The organism is Bradyrhizobium semiaridum (assembly GCF_020329505.1).
Lineage (GTDB): Bacteria > Pseudomonadota > Alphaproteobacteria > Rhizobiales > Xanthobacteraceae > Bradyrhizobium > Bradyrhizobium semiaridum.
This window is the reverse complement of the sequence record NZ_JAGKJJ010000012.1, coordinates 167,681-186,987: the sequence shown is the minus strand read 5'-3', so window position 1 is coordinate 186,987 and position 19,307 is coordinate 167,681. Positions and strand designations below refer to the sequence as shown.

Sequence of the window (19,307 nt, the reverse complement as noted above, 5' to 3'; positions counted from 1 at the left end):
TGACAAGGAGAAGCATGCGGCTCTCGGGGCAAAATCTGAAATGCGTGCGCGGCGGGCGCGAGGTGTTTTCCGGGCTGGATTTTGCGGCCGTCTCGGGCGAGGCGCTCGCCATCACCGGCCCCAACGGCGCGGGCAAGACCTCGCTCTTGCGGGTGATCGCCGGGCTGCTGGTGCCGGCCGAGGGACTGGTTGCGCTCGACGGCGGCGATGCCGAGCTGAGCCTGCCCGAACAGGCCCATTATCTCGGCCATCGCGACGCGCTGAAGCCGGCACTTTCCGTGCTGGAGAATCTGTCGTTCTGGCACGAATTCCTCGGCGGCGAGCCGAAGGACACGGCCGGATGCCTGGCGGCCGTGGCGCTCGACCACGCCACGCATCTGCCGGCCGCCTATCTCTCCGCCGGCCAGCGCCGCCGCCTCTCGATCGCGCGCCTGCTCTCGGTGCGGCGGCCGGTCTGGCTGCTGGACGAGCCGACATCGGCGCTCGATGCGGCCGGCCAAGCGCTGTTCGTCGGATTGATGCGAGAGCATCTCGCCGGCGGCGGCATCGTGATTGCGGCGACCCATCTACCGCTCGGGCTCGATGCGCGCGAATTGCGGATGGGAGGCGCGGCATGACCGCGCTCCCCTTCTTGCCGTCATGCGCAAGTCTCACCGTCCCCTCCCCCCTTGCGGGGTCCGAGGCGAGCGAAGCTCGCTCTCGAGGTCAGGGCGAGGGGTGCCACACGACGTGCCCTCTCGATGTGTCCGTCGATCAGCGCCCGGGATTGGCGGAGCAACGCTCTCCTGATTCATCTCGTCCGGAGCCACCCCTTTCCCCCGCCCTGCCCCGCAAGGGGGGAGGGAGCGCAGCAGGTTCGCAGCCACATATTGGCTCCCTCCAGCACAGCGAGCGCTTCGCATGACTGCGCTCGGGGCATTGATCCGCCGCGACATCCGCATCGCGCTGCGTGTCGGCGGCGGAGCGCTGATCGGAGTGCTGTTCTTTCTCACGGTCACCGTGCTGATGCCGTTCGCGGTCGGCCCTGACCTGGCGCTGCTGTCGCGGCTCGGCCCGGCGATCCTCTGGCTCGGTGCGCTACTGGCGAGCCTGCTGACGCTCGATCGCCTGTTCACCGCCGATCACGAGGACGGCTCGCTCGACCTCATCGTGATGAGCCGGACGCCGCTGGAACTGGCCTGCGCCGCCAAGGCGCTGGCGCATTGGCTCGCCGCCGGCCTGCCGCTGATCGTTGCAACCCCGGCGCTCGGCCTCTTGCTCAATCTCGATGGCACCGCGACCCTTGCCGTGGCGCTGACGCTACTGGCGGGAACACCGGCGCTGACCTTCACCGGCATGATCGGCGCGGCGCTGGCGGTGACGTTGCATCGCGGCGGCCTATTGCTCGCGGTGCTGGTGCTACCGCTGTCGATCCCTGTGCTGATCTTCGGCGTTGCGGCCTCGCAGGCGGCCATATCGGGACCCGTATCGTTTGGAACACCGTTCTCGATCCTGTGCGCGCTGTCGCTCGTCAGCCTGGTGATCGGGCCGTTTGCCGCCGCCGCCAGCCTGCGGCACGGGCTGGACTGAAAAGTTGCAGATCAATTCTCGACGAGTGGAGATTGGCCGATTGCCCGCGACACATCAGACGACTATCACGGGTGCCATGACGCTGACCGACCTCGCCAACCCGACCCGATTCCTGGCGCTGACCACGCGGATCCTGCCGTGGCTGGCGGGTGCGACCGCGATCCTGCTGGCGATCGGCCTCTACCAGTCGGCGATGGCGCCGGATGACTACCAGCAGGGCGCCACGGTCAAGATCATGTTCATCCACGTGCCGAATGCGTGGCTGTCGATGTTCGTCTGGGGCGTGATGAGCGTCGCCGCGCTCGGCACGCTGGTGTGGCGGCATCCGCTCGCCGACGTCGCCGCGAAAGCCGCCGCTCCGATCGGCGCCGCCTTCACCTTCCTTGCGCTGGTCACCGGCTCGCTGTGGGGCCGGCCGATGTGGGGCACCTATTGGGAATGGGATGCGCGGCTGACCTCGGTGCTGATCCTGTTCCTGATGTATCTCGGCCTGATGGCGCTGTGGCGCGCGGTCGAGGATCCCTCGCGCGCCGCGCGGGCCGCCGCGGTGCTGACGCTGGTCGGCGCCATCAACATCCCGATCATCAAGTTCTCGGTCGACTGGTGGAACACGCTGCATCAGCCGGCCTCGGTGTTTCGCGCCGGCGGATCGACGCTCGACAAGGCGTTCCTGTGGCCGCTGCTGGTGATGGCGATCGCGTTTTCGCTGCTGTTCATCACCTTGCATCTGGCGGCGATGCGCAACGAGATCCTGCGCCGCCGCGTGCGCAGCCTGCAGATGATGCAGGCCAGCCGCACGAGCGAAGCACGCACCGGCTTGCGTGACGTCACCGCATCAAAAGAAATCGGAGCGGCGTAACGCGATGTCGCTCGGCCCTTACGCGTCCTTCATCGTGACGTCCTACGCGCTGGTGACGGCGGTGGTGCTGCTGCTGATCATCTGGATCATCGCCGACTATCGCCACCAGCAGGCCCGGCTGAAAGAGATCGAGGCCAGCGGCGTGACGCGCCGCTCCGGCCGCAGCGCGGCGGATATTCGATGAGCGAGCAGGTGACCAACAGCCCGCCGCAAGCCCGCCGCCTGCTGGTGGTGCTGCCGCTGGTGATCTTCCTCGCCCTCGCCGGGCTGTTCCTGCTGCGGCTCTATGGCGGCGATCCCTCGAAAATCCCCTCGGCGCTGATCGGCCGGCCGGCGCCGCAGACCGCCCTGCCCGCGCTCGACGGCCTCGCGAAGGACGGCGCGCCGGTGCCCGGCCTCGATCCCGCAGCGTTCAAGGGCAAGGTCTCGGTCGTCAACGTCTGGGCATCGTGGTGCGTGCCCTGCCATGACGAAGCGCCGCTGCTGACCGAGCTCGCCAAGGACAAGCGCTTCCAGATCATCGGCATCAACTACAAGGACTCGCCCGAGAATGCCCGCCGCTTCCTCGGCCGCTACGGCAATCCGTTCGGCATCGTCGGCGTCGACGGCAACGGCCGCGCCTCGATCGAATGGGGCGTCTATGGCGTGCCCGAGACCTTCGTGGTCGGGCGCGAGGGCAAGATCGTCTACAAGCTGGTCGGCCCGGTAACGCCGGACAATGTCAACACCGTGCTGAAGGCCGAGATCGAGAAGGCGCTGGCTGCGGGGACATAAGCCATGCCGCTCACCCTCTCCCCGTCCTTTACGGGAGAGGTCGAAATTCGCGCGAAGCGCAATTTTCGGGTGAGGGCCGTGCGAGCTACTCACCCAACTGCGACTTCGCTCGTGGCGCGAGCCCCTCACCCCAACCCTCTCCCCGCATCCGCCTTCGCCCGAAGGCGGGCTTCGGCGGACAAGAGAGCGGGGCTCATCCCTTCCGCACATCACCCGCATCCGCCTCGCTGGCCTCCAGCGAGGCCGGCTCGAGGTGATAGCGCTTGGTCAGCGGCATCTGGGCGATGGCGAAGATCATGGTGATCGGCGTCACGCCGAACACCTTGAAATTCACCCAGAAATCGGTCGACTGCGTGCGCCAGACGATCTCGTTGAGAACCGCCATGCCGGCGAAGAACAGCGCCCAGCGCAGCGTCAGGATGCGCCAGCCCTGTGGCGTCAGGTTGAACACCTGGTCGAACATGATGGCGATGAAGGAGCGGCCGAACAGCAGCCCGCCGCCGAGCACGGCGGCGAACAGGCCGTAGATGATGGTCGGCTTGACCTTGATGAAGGTCTCGTCGTGCAGCACCAGCGTCAGGGTGCCGAACACCAGCACGATCACGCCGGTCACCAGCGCCATGATCGGCACGTGCCTCGTCACCACATAGGACGCGATCATCGCCGCGACGATTGCCACCATGAAGGCGCCGGTCGCCGCGAACAGATGATATTTTGCATTCACGACAAAGAACACGAGCAACGGCCCGAGTTCGGTGGCGAGCTTGAACAGCGGATGCGGCTGGGTCTTGTCCATCAATTCTCTATCTTGGCTTGAGGCATGACCTGATCCGAAAACCGGACGCCACTTTGCGCTGACGCGGCCCTTCGGGTCGGGGTCATGCCTCGATCCCGGCAATCGCCTTGGCAAAATCCTTCGCGGTGAACGGCGCGAGATCCTCGACGCCTTCGCCGACGCCGATGAAGTGCACCGGCAGCTTGTGCTTCTCGGACAGCGCGACCAGGATGCCGCCGCGCGCGGTGCCGTCGAGCTTGGTCATCACGAGGCCGGTGACGCCTGCCGTACGATGAAACGCCTCGACCTGCGACAGCGCATTTTGTCCCACCGTGGCGTCGAGCACGAGCAGCACCGCATGCGGCGCCGAGGTGTCGACCTTCTTGATGACGCGCACCACCTTCTCGAGCTCGTTCATCAGCTCGGCCTTGTTCTGCAACCGGCCGGCGGTGTCGATCAAGAGCACGTCGCGCTGCTGTTCCTTCGCTGCCGTCAGCGCGCTGAAGGCGAGGCTTGCCGAATCCGAGCCCTGGGCTCCGGCGATGACCGGCGATTTGGTGCGCTCGCCCCAGACCTTGAGCTGCTCGATCGCGGCGGCACGGAACGTGTCGCCGGCGGCGAGCATCACCGTGCGGCCCTCGGCGGCGAATTTCGCAGCGAGCTTGCCGATCGTCGTGGTCTTGCCGGAGCCGTTGACGCCGACGACCAGGATGACGAACGGACGCTTCGACGCATCGATTGCCAGCGGCTTCGCCACTGGTGCCAGCACCTTCTCGACCTCGGTCGCGACCACCGACTTGACCTCGTCCTCGGAGATCGCCTTGTCGTAACGGCCCTTGCCGACGGCATCGGCGATCCGCACCGCAACCTCGGTGCCGAGATCGGCGCGCAGCAGCACATCCTCGATGTCATCGAGCATGGCGCGGTCGAGCTTGCGCTTGATGACGAGATCGGCGACGGCGGTCCCGATCGCACCCGAGGTGCGCTTCAGGCCGCTGGTCAGCCGCTGCCACCAGCTCTTCTTGGGAGGTTCCGCAGTGGTATCGTTCATGGTGGGGGTGTGTTAGCCGTTTCGCCCCACAAACGAAAGTCTCGACGAATTGATCGATGTTCCCTCATTGACCCCAGAACAAATCCAGGCGCGGGTGCTCCACCGCGACGGGCTGATGCTGGTGATCGACAAGCCGGCCGGGCTGCCGGTGCATCGCGGCCCCAAGGGCGGGCCCAATCTCGAGGCATCGTTCGACGCGCTGCGGTTCGGCCTGCCGCGGCCGCCGGTGCTGGCGCATCGGCTGGACAAGGACACGTCCGGCTGCCTCGTCCTGGGACGCCACCGCAAGGCGACCGCCTCGCTCGGGCTGCTGTTCAAGCACGGCAAGATTTCCAAGACCTACTGGACCGTGGTCGAAGGCGGCCCCGCCGAGGACGAAGGCATGATTGACATGCCGCTCGGCCGGCTCAATGCCGAACGCGGCTGGTGGCAGAAGCCCGATCCGGACGGGCAGAAGGCGGTTACCAACTGGAAGGTGCTGGGGCGCGGCAATGGCCTCGCGTGGCTCGCGATGGAGCCGGTCACCGGCCGCACGCACCAACTGCGGGTGCATTCGGCCGCGTCCGGCTGGCCGATCGTCGGCGACAACATCTATGGCAACGGCCCGCGTTTCGGCGAGCCGATCCTGCATCTGCATTCGCGCGAAATCGGCATCCCGATCTCGCGGCATAAGGACCCGGTGCAAGTTGTCGCACCGGCGCCGGAACATATGCGGGAGCGGCTCACGGCCTGCGGCTGGAACGGCGAGTAAACCGCACTTTTACGGACCGTTATCCTTTACCGAACGTTCAGCCCCGTCCTGTAGTCCTGCAAACCGGCTTTAGAAAAGCGCCGCGACGGGCTCAGGACGAGCAATGCAGAATGCCGGACAAGCCATTGTCGACGAGGTCGAAGCAGCGATCCGCGCTGGTTCGCCCGAAAAGTGCATGGCGACGGCCAAGCGCGTCACCAATCTGTTCCTCACCTCCGCCGGCAGCTTCAACGCCGAGCAGATCGAGCTGTTCGACAATGTGCTCGAGCGGCTGGTCAAGACCATCGAGCTGCGCGCGCTCGCCGATCTCAGCGCCCGGATGGCGCTTGCGGAGATCAGCGAGCAACTGGCGCCGGTGGCGCAGGCGCCGCCCGCGCTGGTTCGCCGCCTTGCCAGCAATGACGAGATCCGGATCGCGCGGCCGATGCTGCAGGAATCCTCGCGGCTGAGCGAGGAGGATCTGGTCGGGATCGCGCGGACCAAGAGCGAGCAGCATCTGCTCGCCATTGCCGGCCGCTGGTGGCTGAAGGAGGCCGTCACCGACGCGCTGCTGGCGCGCCGTTTCACCCGCGTGAGCCGGCGGGTGGTCGGCAATCCCGGCGCCAAAGTGTCGGCGAGCGGCTTCGTCGTCATCCTCGCCCAGGCGGAACACGATCCGGACCTTGCCGTCGAGACCGGCATCCGCGCCGACCTGCCGTCGGAGCTCCGCCTGCAACTGCTGCATGATGCGACCGAAGAGGTTCGCAGCCGGCTGCTGGAACGCGCGCCGCCGCATCTGTTCGAGGAAATCCGCCATGCGATTGCCGCGGTCGCGGCCGGCGTCGAGCGCGACATGTCGCGGGTCCGCGACTTCACGGCGGCGAAGCGGTACGTCGCGAAGCTCAGGGAGCGCGGCGAGCTTGAGGCCGCCCTGCTCACCTTCGCCAGGCAGCGCAAATACGAGGAGACGGTGGTTGCTCTGGCCTATCTCGCGCAATCGAGCATCGAGGTAATCCGACCTTTGATGCAAAGCCTGCGCAGCGAAGGCCTGCTGGTGCCCTGCCGCTTCGCCGGGCTGAGCTGGGAGACCACCGCGGCGATCATGGAATGCCGCTATTCCACCGGCACCATGGGACCGACCGAGCTGGCCAACGCCAAGAGCCAGTATGCGAGATTGACGCGCGACAACGCCGACCGCCTGTTACGCTTCTGGCAAGTCCGCGCAACGCAATCGCCGCCGCCCAGCAAGCGCTAGGGTTCGCTACCAATTCAGACGGTGAGACGCTCGCCATCATGGCCGGCGACGACGCGCCGCCGCACCATGCCGGGCGTATCGTCGCTGATCACCACCGGCAGGAAATGCTCTGTGCGGCCCTGCCTGTCGCTCTCGATCAGCACGTCGCGTGTCGCACCCACTTCCGCTGCGAGCCGCCGCCGCAGCGCCGCTTCACCCGCCGCTCGCAGACGTTTGGCGCGCTCTCTGATCGCGCCGCCTGCAACCTGCGGCATCCGCGCGGCCGGCGTTCCAGGGCGCTTCGAGTAGGGAAACACATGCAGGAAGGTTAGATCGCACGCCTCGACCAGATCGAGCGAGCGCGCGAACATCTCCTCGGTCTCGGTCGGAAAGCCCGCGATGATGTCGGCGCCGAGCGCGATGTCCGGCCGCAGCCGGCGCACCTGCGCACAGAACTCGATCGCGTCCTGCCGCGAGTGCCGGCGCTTCATCCGCTTCAGGATCATGTCGTCGCCGGACTGCAACGACAGATGCAGATGCGGCATCAGCCGCGCGTCGTCGGCGATGACATCGAGCAGGTCGCGGTCCGCCTCGATCGAATCGATCGATGAGATGCGCAGCCGCTTCAATTCGGGCACATGGCGCAGGATCTGCTGGGTCAACTGGCCGAGCTTCGGTGTGCCAGGCAGATCGGCGCCGTAGCTGGTGAGATCGACGCCGGTCAGCACGATCTCGGCATGGCCGCGCTCGACCAGCGTGCGGACCTGATCGACCACCGCACCCATCGGCACCGAGCGCGAATTGCCGCGGCCGTAAGGAATGATGCAGAAGGTGCAGCGATGGTCGCAGCCGTTCTGCACCTGGACGAACACCCGCGGCAGGCCGCGCTCGAAGCCGTCGACGAGATGCGGCGCCATCTCGGTCACCGCCATGATGTCGGCGACGGCGACCTTCTCGCTGGCACCGATGTCGAACGCCGTGCGCGTCGCCCGCCAGGCCTCGCCGCGCATCTTCTCGTCGTTGCCGACGACGCGGTCGACCTCGGCCATCTCCGCAAACATTTCGGCTTGCGTCTGTGCGGCGCAGCCGGTGACGACGATACGCGCGGCAGGGCGCTCGCGCTTCAGCTTGCGGATCGACTGCCGGGCCTGTGCCACCGCCTCATTGGTGACGGCGCAACTGTTGATGACGATGGTGTCGGCGAGGCCAGCCTGCTCGGCCTCGCGCCGGATCACTTCGGATTCGAACGTGTTGAGGCGGCAGCCAAAGGTGACGACATCGACGCCCATGAGCAATCCCGAGCCCGGTCAGGCGACGCTGGCGAACAGCGCCGGATCGAAACGTCCCTCATATTCGAAGTCGGCGGTGCCGGTCATCAGCACGTGATCGTCGCGCTCGCGCCACTCGATGCCAAGCTTGCCGCCGGGCAGCGTCATCTCGACGATGCGGTTGGCGCGCTTCAGTCGCGCCGCAGCGACCGCCGTCGCACAGGCCGCCGAGCCGCAGGCCCTGGTCAGCCCGGCGCCACGCTCCCAGGTCCGCATCGTGATGTGGTCGCGATCGACGATATGGGCCAGCGTGATGTTGGCGCGCTCCGGGAAGATCGGATGATTTTCCAGCAGCGGCCCGAAGCGTTCGAGATCGTAGACCGCGACGTCATCGACCCAGAAGATCGCGTGCGGATTGCCCATCGAAACCACCGACGGCGAATGCAGCACCGGATTGTCGATCGGCCCGACCTGCAGCTCGATGTAGCGGGTGTCGCGGAATTCCTCGGCCAGCGGAATATCCTTCCAGCCGAACTTCGGCGCGCCCATGTCGACGGTGTAGAGATCGGGCGCCGGTCCCTGCCAGCAATTGAGCAGGCCGGCACGGGTCTCGAAGGTCGCCGTGGTCTGACCGGTCTTCTCGAAGATCCGCCGCACCACGCAGCGCATGCCGTTGCCGCAGGCACCGGCTTCCGAACCGTCGTTGTTGTAGATCTTGATGAACGCCTCGGTGCCGTCGAGCCGCGGCGGCTGGAGTACCATCAGCTGGTCGTAGGGCACGCCGGCGGGCGAGGCCATCGCGCGCGCCTCCTCCGGCGTCACAGACGCCCTGGAATCGCGCAGGTCGATGACGACGATCTCGTTGCCGATGCCGTTCATCTTGGCGAATGCGTGATTGGCGAGCGCGCTCATCGATTTTCCCAATTTCTGCCCGGTTATATGGCGAGTGGTAGCGCATTGGCCAGTCTCAATGGCCGCATGACGCATCTGTCATGGGACGAAAGCAGAACTTGCGTGTTAGGACTATCGCGCCTCGCGGACCGTGCGCCGGGACAGCTCAAGCGGCCGTTTTGAGGTTGGGGATGGAGAATACCGAATGAACCGCATCAGCACGTTCCGCGCGGCCCTGGTCGCTATGTCTATGGCCGCAATGGCACTGGCAGGCCCGGCATCCGCCCAATCGCCGACGGCGACGCCCTCGCCTGCACCCGCGGCAAGCCCGACGCCCGCGCCCGCAGCAACGCCGACCCCGGTGCCGCCGCCGGCCGAAACCAAATCGCCGGCGGACAGCCCGGCCGCATCCCAGACCCCGACCCCGCCGCCGGCCGCGCCGGTGCAGGCCGCCGACCCCTTTGGCGAGCCATTCACGCTAGAGCCGAAGAAGGTCGTGATGCTGAAGGGCAACGCCAATTGGGATTCGGCGTTCGATGCCCTGATCGAGGCGTTCAAGCAGCTCACCGCGCAGCTCGCCAAGGAGAACGTCAAGCCCTCAGGCAATCCGATGATCGTGTACACCTCGACCGACGATACCGGCTTCACCTTCATCGCCGAATTCCCGGTCGATCAGGACGTCAAGAACCTCGGCAAGAGCATGAGCATAGGCACTTCGCCGGACGGCAAGGCGCTGAAATTCGTCCATCGCGGCTCCTACGACAACATGGACAACACCTATGAGGCGATCACCAATCACCTCGACGACAAGAAACTCGAGGCTAAGGACACCTTCATCGAGGAATACATCACCGACCCGCTGAAGACCGCGGAAGACAAGCTGGTGATCAACGTTTACGTGCCACTGAAATGAGAGCCATGAAACTGACCCTGCCGCTCGCCTCCCTCGCCCTCTGTTTGCTCGCCGCACCGGCGCTCGCGCAGGTGCCGCCGCCGGCGATTTCCGTCACCGGCGAAGCCACCGTCTCGGTGGCGCCTGACCAGGCCGTGATCGACGGCGGCGTGACATCGGATGCGAAGACCGCGCGCGAGGCGGCCGAAGCCAACAACGCGGCGATGGCGAAAGTGCTGGCCGCGCTGAAGGGCGCCGGCCTCGACGACAAGGACATCCAGACCTCGCGGCTGTCGCTGCAGCCGAAATATGCGCCCGATCGCGCGGGCGGCGGCCCGGCCGCGATCAACGGCTACCGCGCCAGCAACCGCGTCACCATCAAGGTGCGCGACGTCGCCAAGGTCGCCGGCGTGATCGACACGCTGGTCGGCGCCGGCGCCAACGAGATCGGCGGCATCAACTTCGTGGTGTCGCAGGCTTCCAAGGTGCTCGACGAGGCGCGCGAAAAGGCGGTGGCCGACGCCCGCCGCAAGGCGGAGATCTACGCCAAGGCCGCCGGCGTCACGCTCGGCGATCCCCTCAGCGTTTCCGAGGAAGGCAGCGCGCCGGTGCCGATGTATCGCAGCAAGATGGCCGCGCCGATGGCGGCGAGCGGCGCGCCGGTCGCACAGGGCGAGGAAACGCTGTCGGTGACGGTGAGCGTGTCCTGGGCGATCAGGCCCAAGCAATAAATCACGGCGTCGTCCCTGCGAAAGTAGGGACCATAACCACAGGGACGACAGCATTCTAAATCTCGAACACCTGGCCGGGCTTCAACGTCAAGAATCTTTCGCGCGGCACCTTGGCGGCATCCAGCGCCTCGCCGAGCGCGATCACCGGCGCGTCGATCGCCTCATCGGTCAGTTGGAACGTGCCGTGGTGATGCGCCAGCGCTTGCGCGGCGCCGCAATCGGCCAGCGCCTTCACCGCGTCTTCCGGATTCATGTGCTGATCGCGCATGAACCAACGCGGCTCGTAGGCGCCGATCGGCAGGATCGCGAGGCGCAGCGGGCCGTGCGCCTCGGCGACGCGGCGGAAATGCACGCCGTTGCCGTAGCCGGAATCGCAGACGATGTAGAGCTTGCCGGCCGGCGTCTCCAGCACGAAGCTCGCCCACAGCGCCTTGTTGCGGTCGAACAACCCGCGCGCGGACCAGTGCCGCGTCGGCACCAGCGTCACGGCAAGACCACCTCCGAGCTCGACGCGCTGATGCCAGTCGAATGCCTCGGCCTTGATCGCGTCGTCCGCCGCGCGCATCGTCACATCATTGCCGAGCGGCGTGACCACGCGCGGCGCTGACGTCGCAGCGAGCTTCGACAGCGTCGCGACGTCGAGGTGGTCGTAGTGACCGTGCGAGACCAGCACGACATCGATCATCGGCAGCTTCTCGAACGCGATGCCGGGATCGTTGTGCCGCATCGGTCCGGCGAAGCTGAACGGCGAGACGCGCATCGACCAGACCGGATCGACGAGGATGTTGAGGCCCGCGGTCTGGATCAGCCAGCTCGCATGGCCGACGAACGACAGCCGCACCCCGCTGCCGTCGACCCGCGGCGGCGGCGTATCGGCGTAGGGACTCGGAACCCAGTCCGGCCAGGCCGACCGCTTGCGGCCGCCGCCGAACTGCCAGCGCAGCACCTCGCCGAGCGATTTCGGCGGCGATCCGTCCGGATCGAAGAAGTGCCGGCCGTCAAAATGATCGGAGACGGGACCGTCATAGGTTTTCATGGATGACATCCAGATCGAGGGCACGCCGATCGCTGCGGCGGCTCCGGCCAGGGTTGCGAGGATACGGCGGCGGGTGACGGGCAAGCGGGTTCCAGAACAGGAGGCAGGCTCCGGTTATATGGGTGGCCCTGCCGGATTCGGAACTTCTACAGCAAAACCTCGCAAATTCAGTGTCTTAGGGGTCGAGCCGGAAAGACTGCCGCCAAACTTGCCTTGACTTTCCGGCCCCCGCAGCGTTTAAGGCGGCCACTTTCTCGGAAAGATCCGTCTTTTCGACCCGCCGACCGGTCCTGGAGGCCGGAGGCCAACGCCCGACAGCGCGATGCGCCCTCGGGCGCGAAAGTGTTTGGACCATCGTCTTGGCTCGTTACCAAGGCAAACTATCTGGTCATCACCCGCGAAAGCGGGTGATCCAGTATTCCAGAGGCAGCTGGCTTGAACCGATGAGCCGCGGCGTACTGGATACCCCGCTTTCGCTGGGTATGACGGCAAGTGAACGAGGCGAGTGCCTGCGGGCGCAACGAAGGACAACGGCATTGTTCGACAATCTGTCGGAACGGCTTGGTGGCATTCTCGATCGTCTGACGGGGCGCGGCGCGCTGACCGAGAAGGACGTCGATGCCGCGATGCGCGAGGTGCGTCGCGCGCTGCTCGAGGCCGACGTCGCGCTCGAAGTGGTCCGCAGCTTCACCGAACGGGTCCGCGAGCAGGCGATCGGCGCCACCGTCGTCAAGTCGGTGACGCCGGGCCAGATGGTGGTCAAGATCGTCCATGACGAGCTCGTCACGACGCTCGGCTCCGATGGCCAGACCATCGACATCAATTCCGTGCCGCCGGTGCCGATCATGATGGTCGGCCTGCAGGGCTCCGGCAAAACCACTACCACCGCAAAGCTCGCGCGGCGTATGGTCCAGCGCGACAAGCGCAAGGTGCTGATGGCCTCGCTCGACGTCTATCGCCCGGCGGCGATGGAGCAGCTCGCGGTGCTCGGCCGCGACCTCGACATTCCGACCTTGCCGATCGTCGCCGGCCAGATGCCGCCGCAGATCGCAAGGCGCGCGCTGGAGGCCGGTAAGCTCGGCGGCTACGACGTCGTGCTGCTCGACACCGCCGGCCGCACCACGCTCGACGAAGACATGATGAAGGAGGCGGCCGACATCAAAGCCGCCGCCAACCCGCACGAAGTGCTGCTGGTCGCGGACAGCCTCACCGGCCAGGACGCGGTCAACCTCGCGCGCTCGTTCGACCAGCGCGTCGGCCTCACCGGCATCGTGCTCACGCGCGTCGACGGCGATGGCCGCGGCGGCGCGGCGCTATCCATGCGCGCGGTCACCGGCAAGCCGATCAAGCTGATCGGCACCGGCGAAAAGACCGATGCGCTGGAAGACTTCCATCCGAGCCGGATCGCCGGCCGCATCCTCGGCATGGGCGACGTGGTCTCGCTGGTCGAGAAGGCCGCGGCGAATATCGATGCCGAGAAGGCCGCGCGCACCGCCGAGCGCATGCGCAAGGGCCAGTTCGACCTCAACGACATGCGCGAGCAGTTGCAGCAGATGGCGAACATGGGCGGCATCGGCGGCCTGATGGGCATGATGCCCGGCATCGCCAAGATGAAGAACCAGATCGCCGCCGCCGGCATCGACGACAAAATCCTGAAGCGCCAGGTCGCGATCATCGATTCGATGACGCGGCAGGAGCGCAAGAACCCGGACATTCTGAAAGCGAGCCGCAAGAAGCGCATCGCCGCGGGCTCCGGCCAGAACGTCGAACAGGTCAACAAGCTCTTGAAGATGCACCGGAACATGGCCGACATGATGAAGGCCATGGGAAGCGGCAAGCGCGGCCCGCTGGCCGGCATTGCGCAGGCGATGGGCTTTGGCGGCGGCATGAAGCCGCCGTCGGCGGAAGAGATGAAGGCGCTGGCCGAGAAGATGCAGGGCGGCGCCGGCGCCGGCCTGCCCAATCTGCCGAAGGATCTTCCGCCCGGCTTGCGCGGCGGCCTGCCGAACGTGCCGGGGCTCACCGGTCTTTCCGGGAAGCCGATGCTGCCGGGCCTCGGCGGCTTCCCGGGCAAGAAGAAATGAGGAAGCTTGCTCGCTGTCTCCCTCTCGTCATTCCGGGACTCGCCTCTTGGCGCGGGCCCGGAATCCATACTCCCGGTCGTGGTTATGGATTCCGGGCTCGCTCGCTGCGCTCGCGCCCCGGAATGACGAGCTAACTGAACCTCTACCGATCAAACAACTTACTTAGGAGAACTGAATGTCCGTTGTGATCCGCCTTGCTCGCGCAGGCACCAAGAAGCGTCCGGTCTATCACGTCGTCGTCGCCGACTCGCGCTTCCCGCGCGATGGCCGCTTCATCGAGCGTCTCGGCCACTTCAACCCGCTGCTGCCGAAGGACAGCGAGGCCCGCCTCAAGCTCGACATGGACAAGGTGAAGGCCTGGCTCGCCAAGGGCGCGCAGCCGTCGGACCGCGTGACCCGCTTCCTCGATGCCGCCGGCGTCAAGAAGCGCACCCCGCGCAACAACCCCGAGAAGGCCGTGCCGCGCAAGGAACGCAAGGCGCAGGCCGAAGCCGCCGCCAAGGCGTAAGCTGAGCGGCTGCTGCGGTGGCTGCGCCGGTCTGTGTCGCCCGTATCGGCGCTGCGCATGGCGTGCGCGGCGCCGTCAGGCTGTGGACCTTCACCGAAGACCCGCTGGCCGTGAAGGATTACGGCCCGCTGATAACCAGGGACGGCAAGCGCCAGTTCGAGGTCACGCATGTCCGCGAAGCCAAGGATCACCTGGTGGTGACGCTGAAAGGCGTCGCCACGCGCGATGATGCCGAGCGCCTCAACGGCCTCGAGCTTTACGTGCCGCGCGACCGGCTGCCGGACACCGACGACGGCGAATACTACCACACCGACCTGATCGGGCTCGCCGCGGTGACGACGGCCGAGCAGCCGCTCGGCAAGGTGATCGCGATCCATAATTTCGGCGCCGGCGACATCATCGAGATCGCCCCGCCGCAGGGCGCGACGATGCTGCTGCCCTTCACCAACGCCGTGGTGCCATCAGTCGATCTCGCCGCCGGCCGCGTCGTGATCGAGCTGCCGCAGGAGATCGAGGGCGACGATCCGTCGGCGGCGTAATCGACCGAAACTCGTAGCGCTGATAAAGCCAACGGGTCGCGCTAACGCGCGCCCGATAACAGTCTCCGCGAAATCCGGACTATCTATCCGCGGTTACAGCGGCCCCGGATTGCGCTTCGCTCCATCCGGGCTACGTAAGCGGTGACGGTGACGGAGCATCCCAATGACAAGCACGCACAAGGCCTGGCGGCTGCACGCCCACAATGATCTTCGTTTCGAAGATGTCGCAACGCCTAAACCGGCACCCGATGGCGTCATCGTCCGGATCGAAGCCGGCATGGTGCTGTCCTACACCGACAGACTGCTGTCGGGCGCGCTGCCCTACAGCCTGCCGCCGATGCCGTTCGTGCCCGGCACCAACGCGATCGCGCGTGTCGTCGCCGCCGGAGAGAACGTCACTCATGTCAGGAGCGGCGACCGCGTCTTCCTGAGCCCGCATCTGCGCGGCGACGTGCCGGATCGCGATCCGCCGCAGATCCTGATCGGCCTGACCGCCACTGTGACGACGCCGGAGGCGCTGGCGTTGCAGGCGCGCTGGCGCGACGGCGTCTTCGCCGAGATCGCGCACTGGCCGGCGGCCTGCGTCACACCATTGGCCAATCTCGATGACAGGCCGGCGAGCGAGCTGATCGGACTGGCCAAGCTGATCGTGCCGTTCGGCGGGCTGCAGCGCTCTGGCCTGCGCGGCGGGCAGACCATCATCATCAACGGCGCCACCGGCTATTTTGGCTCCGGCGGCGTGATGCTCGCGGTCGCGATGGGCGCCGGCCGCGTCGTCGCCGCCGGCCGCAAGCAGGCCGCGCTCGAGCAATTGCGCGATGCGTTCGGCCCGCGCGTGGTTCCGGCCGTCGTCACCGGCGATCCGGCGAGCGACCAGCCGATCATCCGCCGCGCCGCCGGCGGCAGCGCCGACGTCGCGCTCGACCTGCTCGGCGCCGCCAAGAGCACCTCGACCACGCTGTCCTGTCTGCGCGCGCTGCGGCGTGGCGGGCGGATGGTGCTGATGGGCAGCGCCGAGGTGCCGCTCGAACTGTCGTTCCGCGAGATGCTGGCCAACGACTGGGAGGTGGTCGGGCAGTTCATGTACGATCGCACGGCGCCGGGCCAGCTCGCGACGCTGGCGGCCGAGGGCCTGCTCGACCTCTCCAAGATCAACGTCGCGGCGTTCAAGCTCGGCGACTTCCGCCGCGCCGTGGATGCCGCCGCCATGATGCAAAGCCTCGACCTCACGGCCGTGGTGCCGTAACCAGAGGCCATGACATCCGAGCCGACATCCTGGCGGGCGACCGTGCTGACGCTGTTTCCGGACATGTTTCCGGGGCCGCTCGGCGTGAGTCTGGCCGGCAAGGCGCTGGCCGGCGGCCTCTGGTCACTGGAGGCGCGCGACATCCGGGCGTCGGCGACCGACAAGCACCGCAGCGTCGACGACACGCCGGCCGGCGGCGGCCCGGGCATGGTGCTGCGCGCCGACGTGCTGGCCGCCGCGATCGACGCCGCCGGCATTGCCCCCGGGCGCCCCCGCCTCCTGATGAGCCCGCGCGGACGGCCATTGACCCAGGCGCAGGTCATCGAACTCGCGGCCGGGCCCGGCCCGCTGATCGTCTGCGGCCGCTTCGAGGGCATCGACCAGCGGGTGATCGAGGCCCGCTCGCTGGAGGAGGTCTCGATCGGCGATTATGTGCTGTCCGGCGGCGAAATCGCCGCGATGGCGCTGATCGACGCCTGCGTCCGGCTGCTGCCGGGGGTGATGGGCAAACAGGCCTCCGGAACCGAGGAAAGCTTCTCCGAAGGACTACTGGAATACCCGCAATATACCCGTCCGCAGGACTTCGAGGGCAGGCAGATCCCGGAAATCCTGATATCGGGTGACCACGCCAAGGTTGCGGCCTGGCGGCTGGCGCAGTCCGAGGCGCTGACGGCGGCCCGGCGCCCCGACCTGTGGGCCCGAAAATCCGGCCAAAAAGCGCCGCGGGGCGGTACAAAAAACACGACAGACGGGTGACAAACCCGCGGCTTTGCCGTATAGCAGCGCCCAAATCCGCACACGCGCAGGATAGAAGGACGTTTGCGCAGCCCGCGCAGGCTGGGCGCGCCGCCGATGGAGAATTTCAGATGAACCTGATTCAGCAGCTCGAAAAAGAGCAGTTCGACAAGCTCGCCGCCACCAAGACCATTCCGGAATTCGGCCCCGGCGACACCGTGATCGTCAACGTCAAGGTGGTCGAAGGCGAACGCACCCGCGTGCAGGCCTATGAAGGCGTCTGCATCGGCCGCTCCGGCCACGGCCTCAACGAGAGCTTCACCGTCCGCAAGATCTCCTACGGCGAAGGCGTCGAGCGCGTGTTCCCGGTGATGTCGCCGATGATCGACTCGATCAAGGTGGTCCGCCGCGGCAAGGTCCGTCGCGCCAAGCTCTATTACCTGCGCAGCCTGCGCGGCAAGTCGGCCCGCATCGTCGAGAAGCAGGACCGTCAGGCCGCCGTCGGCGAGTAATCCATTCCGAAGCGGAATGCGACCGAAAGCGCGGGGACCTGCCCCGCGCTTTTTTGTTGCGGCATACCTATCTCACGTAGAGGCCCGCACATCGATCGATTGTCGCGGGCGCGAGCCCTGTGTTAGAAATTTAGAATGGTTCCGGATCAAGTCAGCCAGCCCTGCCAGCGCGTCGTGATCGACGATCGCTCGCGGCTGCCCGGCCGGTTCTTCGGACGCTTTGCGACGTCGGCGACGTCAGAGCTTACGCACGCAGCGTAACGCTGCCCGGACGCCTTCGCCTGCCCGCGCGCCGACCGCGCTCAACGCCATTCACCACCGAATTTCTTCTGGAGCTCAAGCTCATGTCCAAACCGACCACGCTGTACGACAAGATCTGGAACGACCATCTGGTGCACGAAGCCGAGGACGGCACCTGCCTGCTCTACATCGATCGCCATCTGGTGCACGAGGTGACCTCGCCGCAGGCGTTCGAAGGCCTGCGCGCCGCCGGCCGCAAGGTGCACGCACCGGAGAAGACGCTCGCCGTCGTCGACCACAACATCCCGACCACCGACCGTTCGAAGCCGAATCCCGATCCTGAAAGCATCGAGCAGATGCGGGTGATGGCAGAGAACGCCAAGGAATTCGGCATCGAGTATTACAACGAGTTCGACAAGCGCCAGGGCATCGTCCACGTCATCGGCCCCGAGCAGGGTTTCACGCTGCCCGGCACCACCATCGTCTGCGGTGACAGCCACACTTCGACGCACGGCGCGTTCGGCGCGCTCGCTCACGGCATCGGCACCTCGGAGGTCGAGCACGTGCTGGCGACGCAGACGCTGATCCAGAAGAAGGCCAAGAACATGCGCGCGGTGGTCGACGGCAAGCTGCCGGACGGCGTCACCGGCAAGGACATCATCCTGGCGATCATCGGCGAGATCGGCACCGCCGGCGGCACCGGCTACGTGCTGGAATATGCCGGCGAGGCGATCCGTGCGCTCTCGATGGAAGGCCGCATGACGGTCTGCAACATGTCGATCGAAGGCGGCGCGCGCGCCGGTCTGGTCGCGCCCGACCAGAAGGCGTTCGACTTCCTGCGCGGCCGGCCGAAGGCACCGAAGGGCGCCGCCTGGGACGCCGCGATGCGCTACTGGGAGACGCTGCGCTCCGACGAGGGCGCGCATTTCGATCACGAGATCCGGCTCGACGCGGCCAAGCTGCCGCCGATCGTCACCTGGGGCACCAGCCCCGAGGACGTCATCTCGGTGACTGGCTACGTGCCCGACCCCGACAAGATCGAGGACGAGGCCAAGCGCCTCTCCAAGCACCGCGCGCTGAAATACATGGGCCTGACCGCGGGGACGAAGATCACCGACATCAAGCTCGACCGCGTCTTCATCGGCTCCTGCACCAACGGCCGCATCGAGGACCTGCGCGCCGCGGCGAAGATCGCCGAGGGCAAGACCGTCAACGCCAATGTCAACGCGATGATCGTGCCGGGCTCGGGCATCGTGAAGGAGCAGGCGGAAGCCGAAGGCCTCGACAAGATCTTCATTGCGGCCGGCTTCGACTGGCGCGAGCCGGGCTGCTCGATGTGCCTTGCGATGAACCCGGACAAGCTGAAGCCGGAAGAGCGCTGCGCCTCGACCTCGAACCGCAACTTCGAGGGCCGCCAGGGCTTCAAGGGCCGCACCCATCTGGTGTCGCCCGCGATGGCCGCCGCCGCCGCGATCGCCGGCCACTTCGTCGACGTGCGCGACTGGCGGTAGTTGTCGGAGCAGTTCGCTCGAAAACGCTGCGGCTCTTGTCTCAAGCTCGAGCCGTTGCGGAAACGGGTCGTTAACGGCCGGCACGCACACTGGCCCTTGCGAATTCAAGTCTCGCGAGGAGC

21 protein-coding genes are annotated in these 19,307 nt (G+C 66.7%); 16 read left to right on the top strand and 5 right to left on the bottom strand.

Annotated features, from left to right (window positions below):
• Window positions 1-14: 14 nt before the first annotated feature.
• The 5 genes from ccmA to J6500_RS16705 all read left to right on the top strand — a co-directional run bounded on the left by ccmA (window position 15) and on the right by J6500_RS16705 (window position 3,202).
• Complete coding sequence (gene ccmA / locus J6500_RS16725; protein WP_225713793.1) at window positions 15-617, top strand: heme ABC exporter ATP-binding protein CcmA; 603 nt, start codon at window positions 15-17, stop codon at window positions 615-617.
• A gap of 283 nt (window positions 618-900) precedes the next feature.
• Complete coding sequence (gene ccmB / locus J6500_RS16720; protein WP_225713792.1) at window positions 901-1,569, top strand: heme exporter protein CcmB; 669 nt, start codon at window positions 901-903, stop codon at window positions 1,567-1,569.
• A gap of 76 nt (window positions 1,570-1,645) precedes the next feature.
• Window positions 1,646-2,428, top strand: coding sequence for a heme ABC transporter permease (locus J6500_RS16715; protein WP_225713814.1), 783 nt, complete (start codon window positions 1,646-1,648; stop codon window positions 2,426-2,428).
• 4 nt (window positions 2,429-2,432) lie between these two features.
• Entirely contained in the window at window positions 2,433-2,612 is a 180-nt protein-coding gene (ccmD, locus tag J6500_RS16710) for a heme exporter protein CcmD (protein ID WP_225713791.1), read from the top strand.
• Window positions 2,609-3,202, top strand: coding sequence for a DsbE family thiol:disulfide interchange protein (locus tag J6500_RS16705; RefSeq protein WP_225713790.1), 594 nt, complete (start codon window positions 2,609-2,611; stop codon window positions 3,200-3,202). The genes ccmD and J6500_RS16705 overlap by 4 nt, the downstream gene beginning before the upstream one ends.
• A 193-nt stretch (window positions 3,203-3,395) precedes the next feature.
• Here J6500_RS16705 and J6500_RS16700 read toward each other — a convergent pair whose 3' ends face one another.
• Together J6500_RS16700 and ftsY are read right to left on the bottom strand one after the other, a co-directional pair.
• The gene (locus J6500_RS16700) at window positions 3,396-3,998 is read right to left on the bottom strand and encodes a septation protein A (protein ID WP_225713789.1); all 603 of its coding nucleotides are present in this window, start codon (window positions 3,996-3,998) and stop codon (window positions 3,396-3,398) included.
• A gap of 82 nt (window positions 3,999-4,080) precedes the next feature.
• Window positions 4,081-5,028 carry a signal recognition particle-docking protein FtsY gene (ftsY, locus tag J6500_RS16695; RefSeq protein WP_225713788.1) on the bottom strand — a complete coding sequence of 316 codons (948 nt, stop codon included), beginning with the start codon at window positions 5,026-5,028 and terminating at the stop codon, window positions 4,081-4,083.
• Window positions 5,029-5,077: 49 nt separating this feature from the next.
• Between ftsY and J6500_RS16690 the strand changes: the two genes are divergently transcribed.
• Both J6500_RS16690 and J6500_RS16685 read left to right on the top strand, forming a co-directional pair.
• Window positions 5,078-5,779 carry an RluA family pseudouridine synthase gene (locus tag J6500_RS16690; RefSeq protein WP_225713787.1) on the top strand — a complete coding sequence of 234 codons (702 nt, stop codon included), beginning with the start codon at window positions 5,078-5,080 and terminating at the stop codon, window positions 5,777-5,779.
• Between the two features lie 103 nt (window positions 5,780-5,882).
• Window positions 5,883-7,013, top strand: a complete 1,131-nt coding sequence (locus J6500_RS16685; RefSeq protein WP_225713786.1) for a DUF2336 domain-containing protein — start codon at window positions 5,883-5,885, stop codon at window positions 7,011-7,013.
• A 14-nt stretch (window positions 7,014-7,027) separates the two neighbouring features.
• On the opposite strand, the gene mtaB is transcribed toward J6500_RS16685, so the two are convergent.
• Window positions 7,028-8,281 carry a tRNA (N(6)-L-threonylcarbamoyladenosine(37)-C(2))-methylthiotransferase MtaB gene (gene mtaB / locus J6500_RS16680; RefSeq protein WP_225713785.1) on the bottom strand — a complete coding sequence of 418 codons (1,254 nt, stop codon included), beginning with the start codon at window positions 8,279-8,281 and terminating at the stop codon, window positions 7,028-7,030.
• 18 nt (window positions 8,282-8,299) lie between these two features.
• A complete protein-coding gene (gene dapF / locus J6500_RS16675; protein ID WP_225713784.1) occupies window positions 8,300-9,172 on the bottom strand; it encodes a diaminopimelate epimerase in 873 nt (290 codons plus the stop codon).
• A gap of 184 nt (window positions 9,173-9,356) precedes the next feature.
• Here dapF and J6500_RS16670 point away from each other — a divergent pair, with 184 nt between their 5' ends.
• Both J6500_RS16670 and J6500_RS16665 read left to right on the top strand, forming a co-directional pair.
• Complete coding sequence (locus J6500_RS16670) at window positions 9,357-10,064, top strand: GyrI-like domain-containing protein (protein WP_225713783.1); 708 nt, start codon at window positions 9,357-9,359, stop codon at window positions 10,062-10,064.
• On the top strand, window positions 10,061-10,774 hold the full coding sequence (locus J6500_RS16665) for an SIMPL domain-containing protein (protein WP_376707817.1): 714 nt from the start codon (window positions 10,061-10,063) through the stop codon (window positions 10,772-10,774). Before J6500_RS16670 ends, J6500_RS16665 begins: the two co-directional genes overlap by 4 nt.
• 55 nt (window positions 10,775-10,829) lie before the next feature.
• On the opposite strand, the gene J6500_RS16660 is transcribed toward J6500_RS16665, so the two are convergent.
• On the bottom strand, window positions 10,830-11,894 hold the full coding sequence (locus tag J6500_RS16660; RefSeq protein ID WP_225713781.1) for an MBL fold metallo-hydrolase: 1,065 nt from the start codon (window positions 11,892-11,894) through the stop codon (window positions 10,830-10,832).
• 452 nt (window positions 11,895-12,346) lie between these two features.
• On the opposite strand from J6500_RS16660, the gene ffh reads away from it, so the two are divergent.
• The 7 genes from ffh (at window position 12,347) to leuC (ending at window position 19,185) form a co-directional block, all read left to right on the top strand.
• The gene (gene ffh, locus J6500_RS16655) at window positions 12,347-13,894 is read left to right on the top strand and encodes a signal recognition particle protein (RefSeq protein WP_225713780.1); all 1,548 of its coding nucleotides are present in this window, start codon (window positions 12,347-12,349) and stop codon (window positions 13,892-13,894) included.
• A 175-nt stretch (window positions 13,895-14,069) separates the two neighbouring features.
• Window positions 14,070-14,402, top strand: a complete 333-nt coding sequence (rpsP, locus tag J6500_RS16650; RefSeq protein ID WP_225713779.1) for a 30S ribosomal protein S16 — start codon at window positions 14,070-14,072, stop codon at window positions 14,400-14,402.
• A gap of 17 nt (window positions 14,403-14,419) precedes the next feature.
• Window positions 14,420-14,941, top strand: coding sequence for a ribosome maturation factor RimM (gene rimM / locus J6500_RS16645; protein WP_225713778.1), 522 nt, complete (start codon window positions 14,420-14,422; stop codon window positions 14,939-14,941).
• A gap of 163 nt (window positions 14,942-15,104) precedes the next feature.
• Window positions 15,105-16,187, top strand: a complete 1,083-nt coding sequence (locus J6500_RS16640; RefSeq protein WP_225713777.1) for a quinone oxidoreductase family protein — start codon at window positions 15,105-15,107, stop codon at window positions 16,185-16,187.
• Window positions 16,188-16,196: 9 nt separating this feature from the next.
• Window positions 16,197-16,943, top strand: a complete 747-nt coding sequence (gene trmD, locus J6500_RS16635) for a tRNA (guanosine(37)-N1)-methyltransferase TrmD (protein ID WP_225713776.1) — start codon at window positions 16,197-16,199, stop codon at window positions 16,941-16,943.
• Between the two features lie 110 nt (window positions 16,944-17,053).
• Window positions 17,054-17,434, top strand: coding sequence for a 50S ribosomal protein L19 (gene rplS, locus J6500_RS16630; RefSeq protein ID WP_225713775.1), 381 nt, complete (start codon window positions 17,054-17,056; stop codon window positions 17,432-17,434).
• A 344-nt stretch (window positions 17,435-17,778) separates the two neighbouring features.
• Window positions 17,779-19,185 carry a 3-isopropylmalate dehydratase large subunit gene (gene leuC / locus J6500_RS16625; RefSeq protein ID WP_225713774.1) on the top strand — a complete coding sequence of 469 codons (1,407 nt, stop codon included), beginning with the start codon at window positions 17,779-17,781 and terminating at the stop codon, window positions 19,183-19,185.
• The last annotated feature ends 122 nt before the right edge of the window (window positions 19,186-19,307 follow it).